The 19,363-nt window shown below is 42.3% G+C and carries 20 protein-coding genes; all 20 read right to left on the bottom strand.

What is annotated here, in order from left to right; all coding sequences use genetic code 11:
• Nucleotides 1–5 precede the first annotated feature (5 nt).
• Nucleotides 6–1,610 (bottom strand): complex I subunit 4 family protein, encoded by a 1,605-nt coding sequence (locus tag AC1DXF_RS08230; protein ID WP_477447827.1) that lies wholly within the window; start codon nucleotides 1,608–1,610, stop codon nucleotides 6–8.
• Between the two features lie 5 nt (nucleotides 1,611–1,615).
• On the bottom strand, nucleotides 1,616–3,703 hold the full coding sequence (nuoL, locus tag AC1DXF_RS08235; protein ID WP_477447828.1) for an NADH-quinone oxidoreductase subunit L: 2,088 nt from the start codon (nucleotides 3,701–3,703) through the stop codon (nucleotides 1,616–1,618).
• Entirely contained in the window at nucleotides 3,700–4,533 is an 834-nt protein-coding gene (locus AC1DXF_RS08240; protein ID WP_477447829.1) for a TonB-dependent receptor, read from the bottom strand. The genes nuoL and AC1DXF_RS08240 overlap by 4 nt, the downstream gene beginning before the upstream one ends.
• 2 nt (nucleotides 4,534–4,535) lie before the next feature.
• On the bottom strand, nucleotides 4,536–4,841 hold the full coding sequence (gene nuoK, locus AC1DXF_RS08245; RefSeq protein ID WP_477447830.1) for an NADH-quinone oxidoreductase subunit NuoK: 306 nt from the start codon (nucleotides 4,839–4,841) through the stop codon (nucleotides 4,536–4,538).
• Nucleotides 4,838–5,386, bottom strand: coding sequence for an NADH-quinone oxidoreductase subunit J family protein (locus tag AC1DXF_RS08250; protein WP_477447831.1), 549 nt, complete (start codon nucleotides 5,384–5,386; stop codon nucleotides 4,838–4,840). The genes nuoK and AC1DXF_RS08250 overlap by 4 nt, the downstream gene beginning before the upstream one ends.
• The gene (locus AC1DXF_RS08255; RefSeq protein WP_477447832.1) at nucleotides 5,383–5,973 is read right to left on the bottom strand and encodes a 4Fe-4S binding protein; all 591 of its coding nucleotides are present in this window, start codon (nucleotides 5,971–5,973) and stop codon (nucleotides 5,383–5,385) included. The genes AC1DXF_RS08250 and AC1DXF_RS08255 overlap by 4 nt, the downstream gene beginning before the upstream one ends.
• Nucleotides 5,974–6,125: 152 nt before the next feature.
• Complete coding sequence (locus AC1DXF_RS08260) at nucleotides 6,126–7,196, bottom strand: complex I subunit 1/NuoH family protein (RefSeq protein ID WP_477447833.1); 1,071 nt, start codon at nucleotides 7,194–7,196, stop codon at nucleotides 6,126–6,128.
• A 301-nt stretch (nucleotides 7,197–7,497) separates the two neighbouring features.
• Nucleotides 7,498–8,343 (bottom strand): glutamate racemase, encoded by an 846-nt coding sequence (gene murI / locus AC1DXF_RS08265; protein WP_477447834.1) that lies wholly within the window; start codon nucleotides 8,341–8,343, stop codon nucleotides 7,498–7,500.
• Between the two features lie 65 nt (nucleotides 8,344–8,408).
• On the bottom strand, nucleotides 8,409–8,921 hold the full coding sequence (locus AC1DXF_RS08270; protein ID WP_477447835.1) for an OmpH/Skp family outer membrane protein: 513 nt from the start codon (nucleotides 8,919–8,921) through the stop codon (nucleotides 8,409–8,411).
• Between the two features lie 55 nt (nucleotides 8,922–8,976).
• Nucleotides 8,977–9,507 carry an OmpH/Skp family outer membrane protein gene (locus AC1DXF_RS08275; protein ID WP_090651269.1) on the bottom strand — a complete coding sequence of 177 codons (531 nt, stop codon included), beginning with the start codon at nucleotides 9,505–9,507 and terminating at the stop codon, nucleotides 8,977–8,979.
• Between the two features lie 15 nt (nucleotides 9,508–9,522).
• The gene (bamA, locus tag AC1DXF_RS08280) at nucleotides 9,523–12,075 is read right to left on the bottom strand and encodes an outer membrane protein assembly factor BamA (RefSeq protein WP_477447836.1); all 2,553 of its coding nucleotides are present in this window, start codon (nucleotides 12,073–12,075) and stop codon (nucleotides 9,523–9,525) included.
• 63 nt (nucleotides 12,076–12,138) lie between these two features.
• A complete protein-coding gene (locus AC1DXF_RS08285; protein ID WP_477447837.1) occupies nucleotides 12,139–12,879 on the bottom strand; it encodes an isoprenyl transferase in 741 nt (246 codons plus the stop codon).
• Between the two features lie 399 nt (nucleotides 12,880–13,278).
• The gene (locus AC1DXF_RS08290) at nucleotides 13,279–13,800 is read right to left on the bottom strand and encodes an ExbD/TolR family protein (RefSeq protein WP_477447838.1); all 522 of its coding nucleotides are present in this window, start codon (nucleotides 13,798–13,800) and stop codon (nucleotides 13,279–13,281) included.
• A gap of 128 nt (nucleotides 13,801–13,928) precedes the next feature.
• Nucleotides 13,929–14,717, bottom strand: a complete 789-nt coding sequence (gene porG / locus AC1DXF_RS08295; RefSeq protein ID WP_477447839.1) for a type IX secretion system protein PorG — start codon at nucleotides 14,715–14,717, stop codon at nucleotides 13,929–13,931.
• A 9-nt stretch (nucleotides 14,718–14,726) separates the two neighbouring features.
• Entirely contained in the window at nucleotides 14,727–15,608 is an 882-nt protein-coding gene (locus AC1DXF_RS08300) for an NAD kinase (RefSeq protein ID WP_477447840.1), read from the bottom strand.
• Between the two features lie 233 nt (nucleotides 15,609–15,841).
• Nucleotides 15,842–16,129 carry a four helix bundle protein gene (locus AC1DXF_RS08305; protein WP_477447841.1) on the bottom strand — a complete coding sequence of 96 codons (288 nt, stop codon included), beginning with the start codon at nucleotides 16,127–16,129 and terminating at the stop codon, nucleotides 15,842–15,844.
• Between the two features lie 146 nt (nucleotides 16,130–16,275).
• Nucleotides 16,276–16,938, bottom strand: coding sequence for a CBS domain-containing protein (locus AC1DXF_RS08310; RefSeq protein ID WP_477447842.1), 663 nt, complete (start codon nucleotides 16,936–16,938; stop codon nucleotides 16,276–16,278).
• A 6-nt stretch (nucleotides 16,939–16,944) separates the two neighbouring features.
• Nucleotides 16,945–17,706 carry an alpha/beta fold hydrolase gene (locus AC1DXF_RS08315; RefSeq protein WP_477447843.1) on the bottom strand — a complete coding sequence of 254 codons (762 nt, stop codon included), beginning with the start codon at nucleotides 17,704–17,706 and terminating at the stop codon, nucleotides 16,945–16,947.
• A 160-nt stretch (nucleotides 17,707–17,866) separates the two neighbouring features.
• Nucleotides 17,867–18,316, bottom strand: a complete 450-nt coding sequence (locus AC1DXF_RS08320) for a GatB/YqeY domain-containing protein (RefSeq protein ID WP_477447844.1) — start codon at nucleotides 18,314–18,316, stop codon at nucleotides 17,867–17,869.
• A gap of 240 nt (nucleotides 18,317–18,556) precedes the next feature.
• Nucleotides 18,557–19,315 carry an SDR family oxidoreductase gene (locus AC1DXF_RS08325; RefSeq protein WP_477447845.1) on the bottom strand — a complete coding sequence of 253 codons (759 nt, stop codon included), beginning with the start codon at nucleotides 19,313–19,315 and terminating at the stop codon, nucleotides 18,557–18,559.
• Nucleotides 19,316–19,363: the final 48 nt, after the last annotated feature.

The raw sequence follows: 19,363 nt of genomic DNA on the forward strand, positions 1-19,363 counted from the left end.
ATCAATTATTTGGTGTGTAAAAATTGTATAAAAGCCAGTACCGAATCGTTGATCTTATCAAAAACTAATGATGGCATTATACCCAACGCCAGGGCCATAATGGCTAATGGGGCAAGGGTAAGTTTCTCGCGCAGGTTTAAATCTGCAAGGGCAGTCTTCCAAACGGCGCCGCCTTTTAACGATTCTTTACCGAAGAACATGCGTTGCAGCGTCCATAAAAAGTAGGCCGCGCCAAACAGTATGCCCAGCGTACCGCAAACGGCCATCCAATAGGGTAGCAAACCATTTTCCGTATGCGATTTAAATACACCGGCTAATGTAAACGCCTCGGCCACAAATGCCGAAAAGCCCGGCAAGCCCAATGAGGCGAAAAACGCGATCATGACAAAAGCCGTATATTTTGGCATCAGGGTAGCCAGGCCACGGAAATGGTAAATGTCCCTGTCGTGCACCCTATTGTAGATAACCCCTACCAGGAAGAATAACATAGTTGATAAAAAGCCGTGGCTCACCATTTGCATAACCGCCCCACTTACCCCCTCGGCAGTTTGTGAGGCGATACCCAGCAGCACAAAACCCATATGCGATACCGATGAATAAGCGATCATCCGTTTCAGGTCGCGTTGGGCAAGTGCGTTAAACGCGCCGTATAAAATAGAAATAACGCCTAACAGACCCAGCCAGAAGGCATGCGCTGTAGCTACTTCGGGGAAGATGCCTATACAGATGCGGATAATACCGTAGCCGCCAATTTTTAACAGGATACCGGCCAGGATGATAGATACCGGGGTTGGAGCCTCTACGTGTGCGTCGGGTAACCATGTATGCAAGGGCACTACAGGTACTTTAATAGCGAAGGCGATGAACAATACCACAAAACCCACGGTACGCGCAGGCATGCCTAAAATGGTTTGTTGGCCTGCCAGTGAAAATACCGAACCGGCATTGAAATTGGCCGGGTTCATCATCTGAACCATGTTAAAGGTATGGTTCCCGGTTGCAGGGTCGGTAACCGACAGGTATAAACCTACCATCACCAATAACATAAACACCGAGCCGAACAGGGTATATAAAAAGAATTTGATGGAAGCATATTCGCGTCTCGCGCCGCCCCACATCCCAATCAGGAAATACAATGGCAACAGCATCAGCTCATAAAACATGTAAAACAAGAAGAAATCCAACGCGCAAAACACACCGATAACCGCCATGTCCAGCAATAAAAACAACAGGAAAAAACCTTTAAGGTTGCTCTTGATTTCCCAGCAAGCCAAAGTAGCTATTACCAATACCAGCGATGTCATGACCAGCAGGGTGATGGAAATACCATCTATCCCCACAAAATAATCAATCTGCATTTTACCAAGGCTACCCAGGTTAAGGCTTATCCAGGGCAGTTTTTGTACAAACTGAAATTGCTCTTCGTGGTTAATACCGCCAAAACCGGCGCCTGTTTTAAAGTTAAGGTACATCCAGATGCTGATGCCCAGCTGGATCAAAGTAGCGCCAAGGGTAATATATTTAAAGCTGTTGCGCATGCTTGATGGCAGCAGCATAATGATAATGCCAAACAGTACAGGTATAAATATGAGTAAGGTTAATATATTCATCAGGTTTATATCAGTATTTTTAAAATAAACAGCAGCAGCACAATGGCCAGCATGCTAAACAAATAGTATTGCACTTTACCGCCCTGGAATTTACGTGCAAAATTGCCAATACTTTGTACAATGGCAGCCACCAGGTGCAAAAATCCATCGACGATATATTTATCCGCCCAGGCTGCAAAACGCGCAACACATTCGCTCATTGTGGCAAGCAGGTGGATAAAGCCATCAATAATGTTTTTATCAAACCAGTAAAGGAACTTACCCAGCCCTAACACAGGTTTCACAAATACCCGTTTGTAAATTTTATCAAAGTACCACTGATTGTATGATAAGCGGTAAAAGAACCCGGTTTGCGGGAATGAAAAACTGCTTTGTTTTACATATATAGCATAAGCAGCGTAAATGACCAATAAGCTGAAAATGTTTACCAGCACGGGGATGACAAGGTGATAAATGCTCTCGATTTTGCTTATCGGCGAAACATTCGTTCCTTGAAATAACCAGCTTTGTTGGTAAGAAAAGGGGGTAAACGAAAACAGCGGAAAGAAGCAACAAAGGGCTAGTAGAACCAATGGCAATTTGTATTGCCAGCCGCCGTCGCCCATATGCAATTTCAGACCGGGATATATTTGGGACAGCCTGAATTCGCCAAAGAAAACTTTGAATATCAGCCGTGCCACATAAAAAGCAGTAAGCCAGCTGGTCAATAACGCCATGATGGGGATTATCTTTAGCCACGCGGCTTTACCATCGCTCCACTCAAAGGCCTGGATCAGGATACCGTCTTTTGACAGGTAACCCGATGTAAGTGGCAAGCCTACTAATGCCAACCCGCCAATAAGGGCAGCGATGAAGGTTAGCGGTAATTTTTTACGCAGGCCACCCATTAACGAAATATCCTGCGGATCGATGTCGAGGTTGTTATCATCCTTAACGTGCTGCATTTCGTGGATCACGATACCGGCCACCAGGAAAAGCAAACATTTAAAAAAAGCATGCGTAGCCAAATGAAACAGCGACGATGAGTAAGCCCCTACCCCCATACCCAAAACCATAAAACCCAATTGCGATATGGTAGAATACGCCAGCACCCGTTTCAAATCGTTTTGTGTAAGCGCGATGGTAGCCGCCATAAAAGCAGTAAAGCAGCCGATGCAGGCGAGGATACTAAGCTCTGTTTGGGTAAACATTGGATATACCCTGCCTAACAGGAACACCCCGGCGGCAACCATAGTAGCAGCGTGTATTAACGCCGATACTGATGTTGGCCCTTCCATAGCATCAGGCAACCAGGTATGCAAGGGGAATTGTGCCGATTTGGCGGCCACTGCTAAAACGATACCAGCAACGGCAATGTATTGCCAGATGGCAGGTAAAAAAGCACAGACAGTGCCATTGTATATCAGAAAAGGAGCCGACCACGAGCCATCTTTAATAACTGAACATTTAACAAGACTAAATCCACGACCAAATAGTTCCTCGATATCAAATGTCCGATACATTACAAACAAGATAATGATCGCGCTCAATAAACCAATATCCCCTATCCTGTTCATGATAAAAGCTTTTTTGTTGGCTTGCACAGCTTTATCTTTTGTAAACCAGAAACCAATTAACAGGTACGATGAAAAACCAACCAACTCCCAGAAAGCATAAAACAGCACCAGGTTATCCACGACTACCAAAGCCAGCATGCTGAAACAGAAGAAACTGAGGTAAGTAAAGTACCGGCTATACCGGTCATCATACTTCATATACGCCGTAGAGTAAATATGCACCGGCAATGCGATAACCGATACCAGCAACAGCATCAGCACCGATAAATTATTAAGCAGAATGCCTGCGTAAATTGTGGTGTGCCCAATAGTAAACCAAACCTGTTTTACGTGGATCTGCGGATTATTCCATACCCCGGCAAATACGTTGGCGGCCAAAACACAGCTTAGCAAAATAGCCAATACAGATATCCAACCCGCAACCTTGCTTTTCACCGGCAGGCAAAAGTTTATCAAAGCGGCAAGCATCGGCAATGCTACAGCTGCGAGGGTGCAGGTGATGAGGGTGAGATCGGTATGGGATATTGTGTTATTCAATGTTTTTTAGTTGTAATAAATAATGTTGCGGGCGCATTATCAGATCTTGGAGAAAATTCAACTTTTGTAATATCATCCGCTTTCAACTCGTAAAGTTCTTTTAGCCTATTAGCATATGTCTGCGAGCTTATTATGCGATTAATTGAGTAAAATACACCACTATCATCGTTATGATTCAAATCAAGGAAAGTTTTGTATTCTTTAGAGAACTGACTTAATTTTTTTTGATAACTTTTAATAGCGGCAGATTTAGTTACTATTACAACTATATCATTTTTTACATGGCTTTCAAATATCTCAGAAGCCTTATCTTTCTTTAAAATATCGATACTAAGAATTTCTTCAGGCAAAATTCCATTTAGTTTTTTATCAGACTGAACACCATCTAAAATAAATAACGCACTATCTTTTGCAAGCTGATCAAAGTTTGTTATTAATTCCGTTTGCTTTTTTTTATTCCCAAGGTCAACAGTAGTACTTTTACCAGTTTTTTTTAATGGCGATAATGCCACACGAGCTCCATTTATAGTCCTTCTTTTCTTTGTAACTATATTGATTACGCCATTTTTAGCAGACCGGCCGTATAACGCAATTGCTTCTGCACCCTTTACTACTTCACAACTATCAATTGAGGTTGGGTCCAATTTCGAAATATCGCCATGGTATGTTATTCCATTAACTAATATTAATGGATGTTTTGCTTTTCCTTTCGGATGCATGATACCAACCTTAGATTTTACGGTGCCCGCCCTATAAGTTTGGGCATATGTCGCTTCCGTTAAAAAAAAAGCTAATAAAAAACAAGAAAAAATCACTACCCACTTTCTCATCATCAATCCCTCAAATTATTAATCTTACCCGGATCAATGGTTTTATATTTCCTGTACACATTCAGGATTATCGCCAGTGCTACCGCGGTTGTTGCCGCCGCCAATACTATGGCAAACAAGGCGAATATTTGCCCGCTATTATTGGCGCTGTCGTGTTTACCAAAGGCTACCAGGTTTAATATGGCAGCATTCAGAATCAGTTCAATACCGATCAATATTTGGATAGCGTTGCGTTTGGATACGATCATGTACAAGCCGATGCAAAACAGGGCGACACTTACAATCAAAAAATCGGTTAAGGTAATCATGCGTCGGCCTCCTTACGTGACAGGTGTGCCGCGCCAACTAATGCCATCAGTAGTAAAATGGAAATAGCCTCAAAGGGCAGCAGGTAGCGGGTCATTAAATTAACGCCTATGTTGTCAATCATCACCGCATTTGGGGTAATGGTATTGCTGTTGGCAATTGAATCCTTTACCCAGCCCAGGTTATTAACATCAGCCTTTAATACAACATTGATCATCACGATAAAAAACAAGGCCGCAAGTAGTATTGCAGGCAATTTACCAATGCTGAAGAATTTACCTTTTTGTTGCTGCAAAACATCAAGCGTTTCTTTACCTGATAGCATAAAGGCAAACAGGATAAGTACCAGAATTCCCCCAACGTAAATTACTACCTGTGTAACAGCCACAAAATCGGCCAGGGCCAAAACGTACAGGCCGGCCAGGGCAAACAACGTTACAAAAAACACAAAAATGCTGCGTACCAAATTGGTGGTTGATGCGGCGTACAACGCCGAACCCACCGCTATAAAACTCATCAAATAAAACAGTACACGGACTAAACTCATGCCCCGTCCTCCTTTTTTTGCATTGCAGCCAGTTTGGCGGCTTGCTTTTCGGCCTGTTGCTTATCAAATAAAGCCCGCTTCTCAGCCGCAACTTCGAGTGTCATATCCGAGAACTCGTAAACCAGATCGCTTAATTCAAAAACGGTTTTATCGTACTGGTTGGTCATCACTATGCACTCGGTTGGGCACACAATGGTGCACAGGCCGCAGTACATGCATTTGGCCATATCAATATCAAACTTAGCTGCGTAAAGCCGTTTGGTAGTACCGTCAGATGTTTGGCCGATGGCCTCCGTAGCTTTTATGGCTTCAATATCAATACAATCTACCGGGCATACCTTGGCGCACAAATCGCATACAATGCAATCGTCCATCTCCACATCCAACTGGTACCGGCCAATTTCGGGCACCGGTAATTGCTGTTTAGGATATTGAATGGTGTTGGTACCCTTTTCCAGTTGTTTAAAGTAATTACTATCGCTTACTGTTGTAATCTTCCGCGCAGAATTATTGGCAAACAAGTGCTTCACAGTAAGGCTTAAACCTTTCCATGCCGTTGTAAAACCGTTGATTACTCTATTTATCAAATTCTAAACTCTAAATTCTAAACTCTAAAAAATTGTCTGAACCGGGATTTATCAGATTAAGGGATTTACCCGATTTTAACTTTTTCGATGTCCAAAATCGCTTTCTTCCTTTTACCTTTCGCCTTTACCCTTTCACCTCAAATTCACCTCAATCACATCAGCCACAATCTCCAAACGCCCGATATCAGCATACATAAAAATGCCAGCGGGGTGAGTACTTTCCAGCACAGGTTCATCAGTTGGTCTACCCGGAAACGGGGCAGTGTCCACCTGATCCACATTTGGATGGCTACCAGCCCTAATGTCTTTAAGGTCACCCATAAAATGCCCCACCACATACCGGTTGTCCATGTTGCCAAATGTACCGGGCCTATATTGGGCAACGGCGTATTCCAGGCGCCCAAAAACAGGATCACCCCTATCATGCTCACCAAAAACATCATCGAATATTCGGCCAAAAAAACCAGCGCAAACCGGATGCCCGTAAATTCGGTATGAAAACCTGCCACCAACTCTGATTCCGCTTCGGGAATATCAAAGGGGGCGCGGTTACTTTCGGCCAGTGATGCTATAAAGTAAATTACAAACGCGATGATCAAATGCGGGGCGCGGAATATATTCCAGCTCAGGAATCCGCCCGTAGTGGTCACATCCCAAAAGCCCGCAAATGTTATTTTTTCTGGCGATAACACGCCTTGCTGCATGGCCATAGCCTGCAGATCCAGTGTTTGGGCGATCATCACTACGGATATAATAGCAAACCCGGCAGGAATCTCATAAGATATGATTTGCGCGGCAGAGCGCATGGCCCCTAAAATAGAATACTTATTGTTTGATCCCCAGCCCGCCATCAGGATGCCCAGGGTTTCGATAGAGATTATGGCGAAGATATAATAGATGCCTAAATTTATTTTTGATGGGATAAGCCCCGGCCCCCAGGGCAGGGCGGCAAAGCCTATATAAACCGCAATAAATATTACAGCCGGAGCCAGCATAAAAAGCCATTTATCGGCAGCTGCCGGGATGATGAGTTCTTTTTGGATCATCTTCATGATATCGGCCAGGGTTTGCAGCGAGCCGAATTTACCTGTTTCGGTAGGGCCAAGCCTGTCTTGTATAAATGCAGATATCTTCCGCTCGGCATAAACACCAAACAATGCAAAAAAGGCCGAAAAACTGAACAACCCTATAGCAACAATAAAATATGTGATATAATAATTCAAGCGCTTTTTTGATGAAGCTGCAAACTTACTAAATGTTGAGTTATTTTAGACGACAAGTTTGGTATATTAAATTGGAGGGTGGTTGATTAACCCATATGTCATTGCGAGTAACTATCAGGATGATCCTGAAAAAAACGGGGATGACGTATTGGCTTAGCGCATCACAACAACTATGTCATTGCGAGCGCAGCGTGGCAATCGCGAACTGTGCAAGTCCGCCATACAAAGTTCGCGATTGCTTCGTACCTCGCAATGACATATCTAAGATCCTGATTACCAGTTAATCAACCCAATCAACCACTTACTTACATGTAACCAAATCATTGGCCGAAATGAAAGTTGATTTCACCGGAGAGGAGAAAAACAGCGAGGCGTGATGGTCAAAATCGGCTGTATCATCTGTTGTGGTATAAAACTGGTTGGTGCCGTTTTTGCTGAGCCTGGTCTCTATTTCGGGGTGGCGGTGCAGGTAGTCAACCAGGCTTTTGGCAACAATATCGCCCTGGGCTATTACTTTAATATGGGCAGGCAACAGGGCCTCAATTTTATCCTGGATAATGGGATAGTGCGTACAGGCTAATAAAATGGTATCAATGGCCGGCGATTGCGCCATTACTTCATCAAGGTATAGCTTCACAAAATAATCGGCGCCGGGCTGGTCATACTCGCCATTCTCTATCAGTGGCACCCAAAGCGGGCAGGCCTGCTGATAAACTTTCACATCCGGGAAAAAGTTTTGGATCTCGATAAGGTATGACCCCGACTGTACCGTTCCTTTGGTGCCCAGCACCGCTATTTGTTTACTTTTGGTGTAATTGCCAATAATTTCGGCAGTAGGTCTTATAACGCCTAATACGCGTTTTGTGGGGTCGGCATTTTTTAAATCCTGCTGCTGTATGGTACGCAAGGCTTTTGCCGATGCGGTATTGCAGGCCAGCACTACCAGCGGGCAACCCTGTGCAAACATCCATTGCACACACTCCCAGGTATACTCATGAATGGTTTTAAATGACCGGTTGCCGTAGGGCGCGCGGGCGTTATCGCCCAGGTAAAGGTAGTCGTAACCAGGCAGCTGGCCAATGATTGATTTAAAAACAGTAAGGCCCCCAAAGCCCGAATCAAAAATACCTATAGGTTGATTGTGCATATACAAACATAAAAAAAGCGCTCCGTAGTACGGAGCGCTTTTTCATAAATGACTAATGGTTGATATTATTTTAAACCTAATTTCAATTTTACAGCGGCCATCAAATCGTCGGCATCTGGTGATACCAACAGGCTAACCTGTGATGAATCCAATACATAAGCGTAACCTTTTTCTTTGGCAACAGCTTGTACTGCGGCAGTAGCTTTATCAAAAAGTGGTTTGCCTAATTCGTTCTTTTTGGCTTCAACTTTTTGCTGAGCGTCTGTTTGGTAATCAGACATACGTTTTTGCATATCCTGTAATTCAGCACCTTTTTGGCTACGTACGGCATCGGTCATGCTTGCCTGAGTTTTTTGAAACTCGGTGCCTTTTGTAGTGTACTCATTGTTCATGTTGGTAAGTACATCAATAAACGTTTTTTGGTAAGCCTGAATCTGGGCCGAAACGGTTTTAGTTTCGGGCATTGCATCAATAACCGCATTAAAATTAATATGGCCAATTTTGGTCTGCGCATTGGCAAAGTTGCCGGCAAATATCATTCCTACTGCAACTAAAGCAACTTTAAATAGTTTTTTCATTTTTTCTTGTCCTGTGTTTAATAATAGTTTTGTTCTGTTTATTTTACTTTAAAATTTATTTGGCTAATACACCGGGTTTAAGCCCTAATTTGGTTATCACCTCCGCACTTTTATCAAACCTTGGGTTTGCGTACAGCATAATAACCTCGCTGTTTTTATCAAAAATGATATCTAAATCATTGCTTTCGGCTACAGCCTGTACAGCCTTAGATACCCTATCCTGAATTGGTTTAACCAGCGACGTGCTTTTTTGCGAAAGTTCTCCATCGGGACCGAACTTTTGACGCTGAAAATCCTTGGCTGCTTTTTCTTTATCTACAATTTCGGCCTCGCGGCGTTTTTTCATATCAGCCGTCATCAGCACCTGGTCGGCCTGGTAGGCTTTATATAAACGGTCAATTTCCTGGAAACGGCCATCAACTTCTTTTTGCCATTGATCAGATAAAGCAGCCAGTTGCTTTTGCGACGATGCGTACTCGGGCATATGTTTTAATATATAGTCCGAATCTACATATGCAACACGTTGTGCATAAGCTCCTGCAAATGCTGTTAACGTTAAAAAGGCTACTAAAATTATCTTCTTCATATATCGCAGTGCAAATTAATTAAATCCGCCGGATAAACTCTGAGAAATTGTAAAATGGAACTGCCCTTTGTTTGCATCAGGCGCGCCCGGTATTTTATCAAATCCGTAACCATAATCTAATCCAAGCAAGCCAAATATAGGTAAAAATATTCTTGCGCCCACACCTACCGAACGTCTTACGTTAAACGGATTGAACTGGCTAAAATTGTTCCAAACGTTTCCACCTTCGGCAAATGCCAACAAAAATATGGTTGCCGACTGGCTGGCGATAACCGGATGGCGTAGCTCCATTGTATATTTATTATAGATGGTGCTGCCTGTATTGCTATTCTGATTTTCGTTTGAACCTTCGGGTACAATCGAGAAGTTTTGATAACCCCTTAAGCCGATAATCTCGCTACCCTGTAAAAACTGGTAACTCTGCATACCATCGCCACCCAACTTAAAGCGCTCAAACGGCGACGGGCCAACTTCTTTATTATACATACCCAGGAAACCAAACCTTACCTGGCTCATCAGCACAAATTTACCAACAAGTTTGTTAAACCATTGCGCATCGTATTTGAATTTATAGTACTCCACAAAGTGGTAACGCTCCTGCGGGGTAGCCACTTTATAGTTCACATTGTTAAACATTGAATACGGAGGCGTAGCCTGTACTGTAAATTTAATGTTTGACCCCTGTGTAGGGAAAATAGGCATGTCAATCGAGTTACGGGTTAACTCCTGGGTTAACTTGATGTTGAACGATGTACCGTTGCTAAACAGGTAACCGGTATAGTTATCCAGGTTATAGTGGTCAAAGTTTAATGAGTAGTTAAGCTGGAAATAGTTATCAGGCCATTTTAAACGTTTACCTAACGTGATACCCACACCGTTAATACGCAGGTTGTTGTAGTAAGGGCTTGATTTTGCATAATACTGCCCGGTTGAGCTACCTTGTGTATACGCTGATAAAGCAAAGTAAATTGGTTTTTTACCACCTAACCAAGGCTCGCTAAAGGTGAACGAGAAGTTTTGGTAAGTACGGCCACTTGATTGACCTCTTAAGCTTAGCTTTTGCCCATCGCCTTTTGGCAGCGGTTTGTAGGCTTTAAGGTTGAAAATATTACGTAACGAGAAGTTGTTGAACGTAAGCCCCAGTGTACCCACCAGCTGCCCGCCGCCAAAACCGCCCGAAAGCTCAATCTGGTCTGAAGGTTTTTCAACTACGTTGTAAACAATATCTACGGTACCATCCTGCGGATTGATGTTGGTTGGCTTGGGCTCTGTCTTCTGCTCGTCGAAGTTACCCAGCTGTCCAATTTCACGTGCGCTGCGGATCAATAACTCTTTATTGAATTTCTGGCCTGGTTTGGTCTGGATTTCGCGCAACACAACCTTATCGTTGGTTACATCATTACCTTTCAGGCTTACACGGTTAATGGTGTATTGCGGGCCTTCGTAAATACGGATATCCAGGTCTACAGTATCGTTATAAACCCTTGTTTGTACCGGGTCGGCGTTGAAAGTTAAATAACCATCATTCAGGTAAAGCGACGAAACGTCGTCATTACTTGGCGTTGGGCCGCTTAGTCGTTTGTTTAACTCATCCTCGCTAAATACATCGCCTTTTTTAACGTGCAGTATACGCTCCAATATATCGGCAGAGTATTTGGCGTTGCCGCTCCAGGTTACTTTACCAAAGTAATATTTAGGGCCTTCGTAAACTTTTATTTTTACGTTAACCGTTTGATCGTCATGTTTCCAAACAGAATCGCTTACCAGCTCGGCATCACGATAACCTTTGCCCTGCATTTTTTCGATAAGGTTTAACTTATCTTCTTCGTATTTATCCTGTTTAAATTTCTTCGATCCGAAAAGGTTATACCAATGCCTTCTGCGGGTTTTGCTTAAATAACCGCGCAAGTCACCTTGCGAAAAGGCTTTGTTCCCCTCAAAAGTAACGTCGTTTATTTTAACTTTTGTTTTCTTATCAATTTTAACATCCAATATCACACTGTTAGCATCTCCCGGGTCTTTACGCTGAGTCATGGTAACGGTACAGTTTAAAAATCCTTTTTCGTTAAAATGCTTTTTGATAATGGCCGATGTTGTGCTCAGTAAATTTTCGTTTACTATTTTACCGGTTTTATCGGTCAGCTTTTTTTGAACGTCTTCTATTTCGCCTTTACGGATACCGGTAATATGCAGGCGCGACAAACGTGGCCGCTCTACAACAACAATCTCCAGGTAAACGGTATCCATGTTAATTTTGGTAATATTTAACTGTACATCGTCAAATAAACCCTGCTCGTATAATTTCTTTATCACCTCAGCATTACGTTCGCCCGGCAGGTTAATACGATCGCCTTTGGTGAGCTTAGACAGCAATATCAAGTTGTCTTTATCAAGGTATTTTACGCCACTTACACTAATACCACCAATAATATAATCGCGCGGATTGAGGTAACTTAAACTATCGGCCGGTATCTGTTTGGTGAGCTGTGGCCTTGGCGCATTTGAAACCTGGGCCAGTGTAGCAGTACCAAAAACAGTGAAAAGAATAGCAAAAAGAAATTTATACATTCGAATATTTTAGTGGGCTAAAATTAATTTATACAGTTGTTAAAATTTGTTAAAAGAAAAAATTTAGTTAACCTGCTCACTGGTCATACCAAAACGGCGTTCGCGTTTTTGATAATCAAGTATAGCTTCGTACAAATCTTCCTTCCTGAAATCGGGCCATAGCTTGGTTGTAAAATACAATTCGGCATAGGCAATTTGCCATAATAAATAGTTGCTTATCCTATACTCGCCGCCGGTACGTATCAATAGTTCGGGGTCGGGCATATCGTTGGTAAATAAGTTGCGTGCAAAAACAACTTCATCAATATCTTCAATTTCCAGTTCGCCGCTTTTTACCTGTGCTGCTATATTTTTGGCAGCATGTAAAATTTCGCGCCTCGAGCCGTAGCTTAAAGCCAGTGTAAGAATCACTCCGGTGTTATCCTTAGTGGTTTCCATGGCGTTGTTAAGTTCCTTTAAACATTTAGCGGGCAGCAAATCCAGATCGCCAATGGCGTTAAGCTTAATGTTGTTTTTCATAAAGCCGGCTATCTCCTTATGGATGGTGCTTACCATTAACTCCATAATGGCCATAACCTCAAACTTAGGGCGGTTCCAGTTTTCTGACGAAAAGGTATATAGTGTGATATATTTTACACCCAGTTTATCGCATCCTTCAACCACATCCCTCACAGATATCACGCCGTTATGGTGACCAAATACGCGTAATTTGCCTTTTTCTTTGGCCCAGCGCCCATTGCCATCCATAATGATAGCCACGTGCTTAGGTAGTTTTAACAAATCAATCTGATCCAAATATTCCATATTGCTCATTATCAAAAGCCGGTGTTATGGCTATAAAAAAGACATGCCTGTTTTAAATGTTGTCAATGCTATGTCTAATAAATATTTGTTTTTTAGACTAATCCGCTTCATAAATCAGCCGCCAACAGCCATAGTTAAGAGCTGCGTTGCCGGTTTTTTCAGGGTACAAAGGTAAAACTTACTTTGTACTTTTTTAGTATGCGGCAATAAAAGATAATGTTATTGTAAATAATACCCGCAAATGTCATAAAAAACACATAAATGGCATTTTATGCAGCCGTTTATTTTTAATTTATAAACCAGCTAAACGCAAAAAAGGGCATCAACAACCAATTAAATAGTCGTGATGCCCGTCAAAAGTATATGTGTAAGGTTAGGTGGAATTACTTGAATATCATTTTAATAAATGCCTTTTTGTTTTAAGGCATCTATATCGGGTGCGGCAATATCAACAATAGAATATCTGTCTGTTTTGGTGATGGTCAATTCGTCCAACGTACTCACCAAACTGCTATAAACAGAATGGTCGCTGGGTTTAACTAAAACAATCATGTCTTTACCATATTTATCATGAATCATTTTATTGGTTTCGATAAGTGCTTTACGCAAACCAGTATGCCCAAAGCCAGCCACGGTGGGCGCTATTACAGGATTCTTAAGTTCGCCCAGGTAATACACAACCTTATCATTTTTTCCAAGGCAAATGGTAAGGCTGCGGCTGGCGGGTACGCCCCGCTCCTGGCTGTCTACCGGCATAACTAAATCCATAGCTCTTGATTTAGCCAGTGTAGTGGTCATAATAAAAAAGGTGATGAGCAGGAAAGCCAGGTCGACCATTGCTGTAAGATCAACCCTGATGTTTTGTTTTTTGCGCCCGTGGGCTGCGCCTGATTTTTGGGGGGAAGCAGTTAATTCGGCCATGACATTATAGATTAAGGTTAAAATTTAAAAGCAGTATTAAATACTGATTTTAATACCAAAACGAACTATAAAATCATTTATTGCGCATTTAACAAAATTTAATTTGTTAAATATTGTTAAATTAGAATTTAATTTTGAAAATAACAACGCTTGGTAACAAAGGTGTAGGAGATAGTGAGCCCAACTATAAAATAACTGTCGCGTGGCTTAAGGTCGCCGCGCTGGGTGCCGGCCGAACCGATGTAGATGCCGTTTTTTTCGCCCGACCGGTCAGATAATGCCCGGGCTACACCGGTTAATTTGCTCTTATCGGCATACATACCGCTTACATCATCAAGGTAATCGGTAAAGGTGTAGCGGTAACCCATATCTGCCGCCAGGCTAAACTTTCCGCCGATATTGTATTTTATGCCTATGCCGTACGGAATTACTATGGTATTGTCGCCATACTGGGTTTTCTGCCCCTCGGTTTTCAGTTGCCTGAGCGATCCGGCGCTGCCGTTATAAACCGTACGCGGATCATAAGCGGTAATACCTACACCTGCGTATATAAAAGGAGTAAATTTATTAGGGCCGGCATCGGGTATATATTTCAGGAAATTAAACTCGCCAATAGCGGCAAGCTCCATTACACCATCGGTAAAACTGAGGTTACGATCACGAAATTGCTGGCTGGAGGATGTACTATCGGCCGCGCCAAACCTGGCATAGCTAAAGTTTAGCTTTGCCGAAAAGTAACCGTCAAAATTGCGCTTAACATATAGGCCTGCCGATGCCCCGCTTATTTTAACCGGGTTATCGGGGTTTAAATCGCCAATGTAACCTGCCCCGCCAACAGAGCCGCCTACCTCCCAGGTTTGGGCCTGTACATGATATGAAAATATGAAGAGGAGTGCGAAAAGTACAAATTTGGGCATCAAGCAAAATTAATAATTACGGGCATCCAATCCCCATAATAGTTTGTTTCTTAACGTGGTTAAGTAACTTTCATTATTTAACCTGATTAAATTTAGCTGGAAGTTTGCTTTTTGTACCAGGAATTTCATGGTTTCGTCCATAACCGCCATCCGCGAATCGCACGATACCAGGTATTTGGAACTGCGGGTTTCAACCTCGAAACATAGCTTGCTATTATCGGGCAATATAATTGGGCGCACATTCAGGTTATGCGGCGATACCGGGGTAACCACAATACTGTTTGATTGCGGGAATATAATTGGCCCGCCGCAGCTTAGCGAATAAGCAGTTGAGCCGGTTGAAGTTGATATAATCAATCCATCGCCCCAGTAAGAGTTTAAAAACTCATCGTTCAAAAATACATGGGTGATGATCATGGCTGCGTCATCGCGCTTATGAATAGTTACATCATTAAGCGCGAAGTTATCATTACCAAACACATTGGCCTTTGATTCGATGCTGAGCAGTTCGCGGGAATCCAGCGTAAACTCCCTGTTTACCACAGCGTGTATAGCCGCGTTAATATCGCTTTTATTTACGCTGGCCAAAAAGCCCAACCTGCCAAAATTGATACCGATAACGGGGATGCCCGAATCGCGGATAACAGTTACCATATCCAGCAAGGTGCCATCGCCGCCAAGGGTTATAAAAATATCTATAAAACCCTTTAACGAGTCTGTGGCTTGCAGTACATGATATTTTACCCCGTTTATTTTATCCTTCAGGTACTCATGAAGCTGATAGTGCACATAAATATCCACATTGTGCAAGGCCAGGTTATCAAACACCTGCTGTATATAAGGTATAACCGAAGGTTCGTTAAATGGCCTGCCGTAAACTGCTATTTTCATTTGTTCATTGGTTCATTAGTTCATTGGTTCATTGGTGCAAAGTTCACTGGTTCATTAGTTCATTGAGCTTTTGCGGCGGGAATAGTGGCTCATTGGGCTGTTTTATAACTACCTGGTCTTTAATGTGCTAATGATATAAACTTTAATCTGCTTTGGTTTTTGCGTTTTTACCAATGAATTTTAAATATGAATTTAATTTGAGGTGGATGGTTTGAAGTTTTTCAAATAGTGCGTTAAACTGTTTCATTTATCAGGTTCCTGTTTTTTGATTTTATCAGCCACCCTTTTGTCTCTAAAATCGAGCCACGGCTAAAAAAACAAAAATTTCTGTTTTCTTTAAAGTGATATCTGCCATATCCCTCAGCAATATTAGCCCCTATAGAATCGGCAGATCGTACAATTTGTTTGCCCACGGTATCCTTTGCAAAATGATCCCAAGCGCTAACTATCGCCCATATTTCGTCGCTAAAACTTTCGGCCAACTGATATACCTCCAAATCCTCAAGACTATAATAACTCATATTGACAATAACTCATATTGATCTATCTAATCAGCCGACAAAGCTATCGAACTTTTCACCAATGAACTAATGAACCAGTGAACTAATGAACGATTAATATTGAACTTTTCACCAATGAACTAATGAACCAGTGAACCAATGAACGATCAAAGATTCAGGTAATTCATGAGCGAATCGTACCGGTCACGGGCGTTATCATTGTTGTCGGTATGATTAAAGGTTGCTTTGATATCATACTCATAACGGAGGAATGTGGCTACAATAGTTGATATATCCTGCTTGTTTATTTTCAACGTTACCTCCATCCGGGTTGAATCGGGGAAGGTTTGCACATAAGAACTTAGTACCTGGGCATTATCTGACTCGACAATTTGCGACATGTGCGCCAGGGAATTATTTTTATTGTTGATCTCGAGCACGATAATACCGCCTGGCTGGGATACCGAGGTGATTTTGGCAAAATATTCGGTAATGGCATTTATAGATATCATCCCGAGGTAATTATGCTTGGCATCAAGCACGGGCACTATGGTAAGCTGGCGTTCATAAAACAGGCGGATAACATCGTAAATGTGCTGATCTTCCAGCACATAAGGGTTTACCAGCGATAAGGCCAATGCGCCAACAGGCACCTGGTTATCGCTTTCGTTTACCATATCATCCTCGGCTATAAGGCCCAGAAACTGCTCCTCGTTTACAATTGGCAAATGCCGCACACGAAACTCCACCATACGGTCATACACCTTCTGTATCGGGTCGGAGGTGTGTACCGGGGGTATCGCGTTAGCTATCAACTCAACTGCAACCATATTTATTTATGCTTTTATTTTCTCTAAAAATGCGCCCAGCAACACGTTAAACTCTTCGGGCCGCTCCATCATGGGGGCATGGCCACATTTATCAAGCCAGTGCAACTCGGCATTGGGTAATAATTCGTTAAACTCCACCGCTACTTCGGGCGGGGTTATTTTATCATCCTTGCCCCATATTAAACAAACCGGCATTTGCATTTTATGAAGGTCTTTTTTCATATTGTGCCTGATAGCCGATTTTGCCATTGCCAGCAGCCTTATAACGCTATGCCTGTCGTTTACTAACTTGTATACGTCATTAACCAGCTCATCTGTTGCAATTGCAGGGTCATAAAAAGTATATTGTACTTTTTCTCTTACAAAATCAATACTCTCGCGCCGCGGAAACGAACCTCCAAAGGCGTTTTCATATAAACCCGAGCTTCCGGTTAACACCATAGCCTTTATATTGTCGGGATGGGCCAAAACATATACCAAAGCTACGTGCCCGCCAAGCGAATTACCAAGTACTGTAATATTCTCCAGCTTTTTAAACTTGATAAATTTATGCACAAATTTCGACAGGCTTTTTACACCTGTAGTAATAAGCGGCATATCATAAATAGGCAATATAGGTATTAATACGCGGTATTTTGATTTAAATTGATTAACCACGCCATCCCAATTGCTCAACGAACCCATTAAACCGTGCAGTAGTAACAGCACCTCGCCTTCGCCCTCATCGATGTAACTAAAACCGTGTTCCTCTTTAAGCACGAAATCCATATAAATAATTAGTATTAATTTTCAATTAACTATACCAAAACCCGTTTTAGTATATAAAATGTGTTAATCCGCCGTAAAATTAGTTTACCGCGAACGAGTTGCAACAATTATAGCAATAATTTATTAATGTACATGTTAACGTTATATTGATTAACCGTTACTATCCCAATAATTGCCTTACAACTTCTGATATAGTTTTGCCGTCGGCCTTGCCGGCAAGTTCCTTATTGGCCATGCCCATAACCCTGCCCAGGTCTTTGGTCGATGTTGCACCTATCCGGCCTATCAATTCTTCCAAATAGCCTTCAATTTCAAAACGGGTCATTTGTTGCGGCAAATAAGGCTCAATTACGCGCATTTCTTCCATCTCAATCTCGTAAAGGTCTTCGCGGTTTTGCGTGCGGTAAATATCAGCCGACTCCTTACGCTGTTTAATTAACTTTTGCAACACTTTTATTTCGGCTTCTTCGGTAAGCTCATCGGCCGCGCCTTTTTCTGTTTTGGCCAACAATAAAGCTGATTTTATTGCCCTGAGCCCCCTTAAACGATCTGGCTGTTTGGCCAGCATAGCCAGCTTTATATCCTGGTCTATTTGTGTGATTAGTGACATTATTTATTTAGTGAATTATTGAGTTAGTGAATTAGTGAATTTTGATGTGCAGCTTGATTAGATATGCAGATTTCAAATGTGTTTCCAGATGTGCTGATTTCAGATGTGCAGATTAATATTTTAATCGGTTAGATGATTGATTAGCGCGATAAACAGTGTGCCAAAATTTTCAAATCTTCAAATTCTCAAATTTTCAAATCAACCCCTCATCTGCACATCTGAAATCTGCATATCTGCACATTATTTCCTAAATATATTCCCCGCCGTAGCTTGCGCTGTTGGCATAATTACCAGGTCGTTGATGTTTACATGGGGCGGACGCGATGCTACAAACCAAATGGTTTCGGCAATATCCTGTGCCACCAGGGGTTCAAATCCATCGTATACTTTTTTTGCTCTTTCCTTATCGCCTTTAAAGCGCACTTCCGAAAACTCGGTCTCTACGGCGCCGGGATGTATAGCGGTTACTTTTATACCGTGAGGCAGTAAATCAATCCGCATACCTTTATTTAAGGCATCAACGGCATGTTTGGTAGCGCAATACACATTTCCATTCAGGTAAACCTCTTTGCCTGCTATCGAGCCTAAGTTAATGATATGGCCTTTACCGTTTTCAATCATCCAGTTTGATACTATACGGCTTACATATAATAAGCCTTTAACATTGGTATCAATCATGGTCTCCCAGTCATCAATATTGCCGTTTTGTATCGGGTCGAGCCCCTGGCTTAGCCCGGCATTGTTAATCAGTACATCAACATTTTTCCATTGGGCGGGTATACCGTCAAGGTTTTCCTGCACCTGGGCGCGATCGCTCACATCAAATGACGATATCGCTATCTCCGTATCATATTTTTTATTTAAATGACCGGCCAGTTTTTCCAGCCTTTCCAGCCTGCGGCCGGTAAGTACCAGGTTATATCCTTCGCGGGCAAATAAGTGCGCGCATGCCTCGCCTATGCCCGATGTTGCGCCTGTGATTAATGCAATTTTACTCATAATAGAAGTATAACTATGGCTGCGAAATTATGTTTTTTAGTTTGGATT

The organism is Mucilaginibacter sp. P2_A5 (genome assembly GCF_056404995.1).

Bases quoted from the DNA above. Each gene is read 5' to 3' on its own strand.
- AC1DXF_RS08230 (WP_477447827.1), bottom strand. From the start codon at position 1,610: ATGAATATATTAACCTTACTCATATTTATACCTGTACTGTTTGGCATT.
- AC1DXF_RS08240 (WP_477447829.1), bottom strand. From the start codon at position 4,533: ATGAGAAAGTGGGTAGTGATTTTTTCTTGTTTTTTATTAGCTTTTTTT.
- nuoK (WP_477447830.1), bottom strand. From the start codon at position 4,841: ATGATTACCTTAACCGATTTTTTGATTGTAAGTGTCGCCCTGTTTTGC.
- AC1DXF_RS08250 (WP_477447831.1), bottom strand. From the start codon at position 5,386: ATGAGTTTAGTCCGTGTACTGTTTTATTTGATGAGTTTTATAGCGGTG.
- murI (WP_477447834.1), bottom strand. From the start codon at position 8,343: ATGCACAATCAACCTATAGGTATTTTTGATTCGGGCTTTGGGGGCCTT.
- AC1DXF_RS08270 (WP_477447835.1), bottom strand. From the start codon at position 8,921: ATGAAAAAACTATTTAAAGTTGCTTTAGTTGCAGTAGGAATGATATTT.
- AC1DXF_RS08275 (WP_090651269.1), bottom strand. From the start codon at position 9,507: ATGAAGAAGATAATTTTAGTAGCCTTTTTAACGTTAACAGCATTTGCA.
- bamA (WP_477447836.1), bottom strand. From the start codon at position 12,075: ATGTATAAATTTCTTTTTGCTATTCTTTTCACTGTTTTTGGTACTGCT.
- AC1DXF_RS08285 (WP_477447837.1), bottom strand. From the start codon at position 12,879: ATGGAATATTTGGATCAGATTGATTTGTTAAAACTACCTAAGCACGTG.
- AC1DXF_RS08290 (WP_477447838.1), bottom strand. From the start codon at position 13,800: ATGGCCGAATTAACTGCTTCCCCCCAAAAATCAGGCGCAGCCCACGGG.
- porG (WP_477447839.1), bottom strand. From the start codon at position 14,717: ATGCCCAAATTTGTACTTTTCGCACTCCTCTTCATATTTTCATATCAT.
- AC1DXF_RS08300 (WP_477447840.1), bottom strand. From the start codon at position 15,608: ATGAAAATAGCAGTTTACGGCAGGCCATTTAACGAACCTTCGGTTATA.
- AC1DXF_RS08305 (WP_477447841.1), bottom strand. From the start codon at position 16,129: ATGAGTTATTATAGTCTTGAGGATTTGGAGGTATATCAGTTGGCCGAA.
- AC1DXF_RS08310 (WP_477447842.1), bottom strand. From the start codon at position 16,938: ATGGTTGCAGTTGAGTTGATAGCTAACGCGATACCCCCGGTACACACC.
- AC1DXF_RS08315 (WP_477447843.1), bottom strand. From the start codon at position 17,706: ATGGATTTCGTGCTTAAAGAGGAACACGGTTTTAGTTACATCGATGAG.
- AC1DXF_RS08320 (WP_477447844.1), bottom strand. From the start codon at position 18,316: ATGTCACTAATCACACAAATAGACCAGGATATAAAGCTGGCTATGCTG.
- AC1DXF_RS08325 (WP_477447845.1), bottom strand. From the start codon at position 19,315: ATGAGTAAAATTGCATTAATCACAGGCGCAACATCGGGCATAGGCGAG.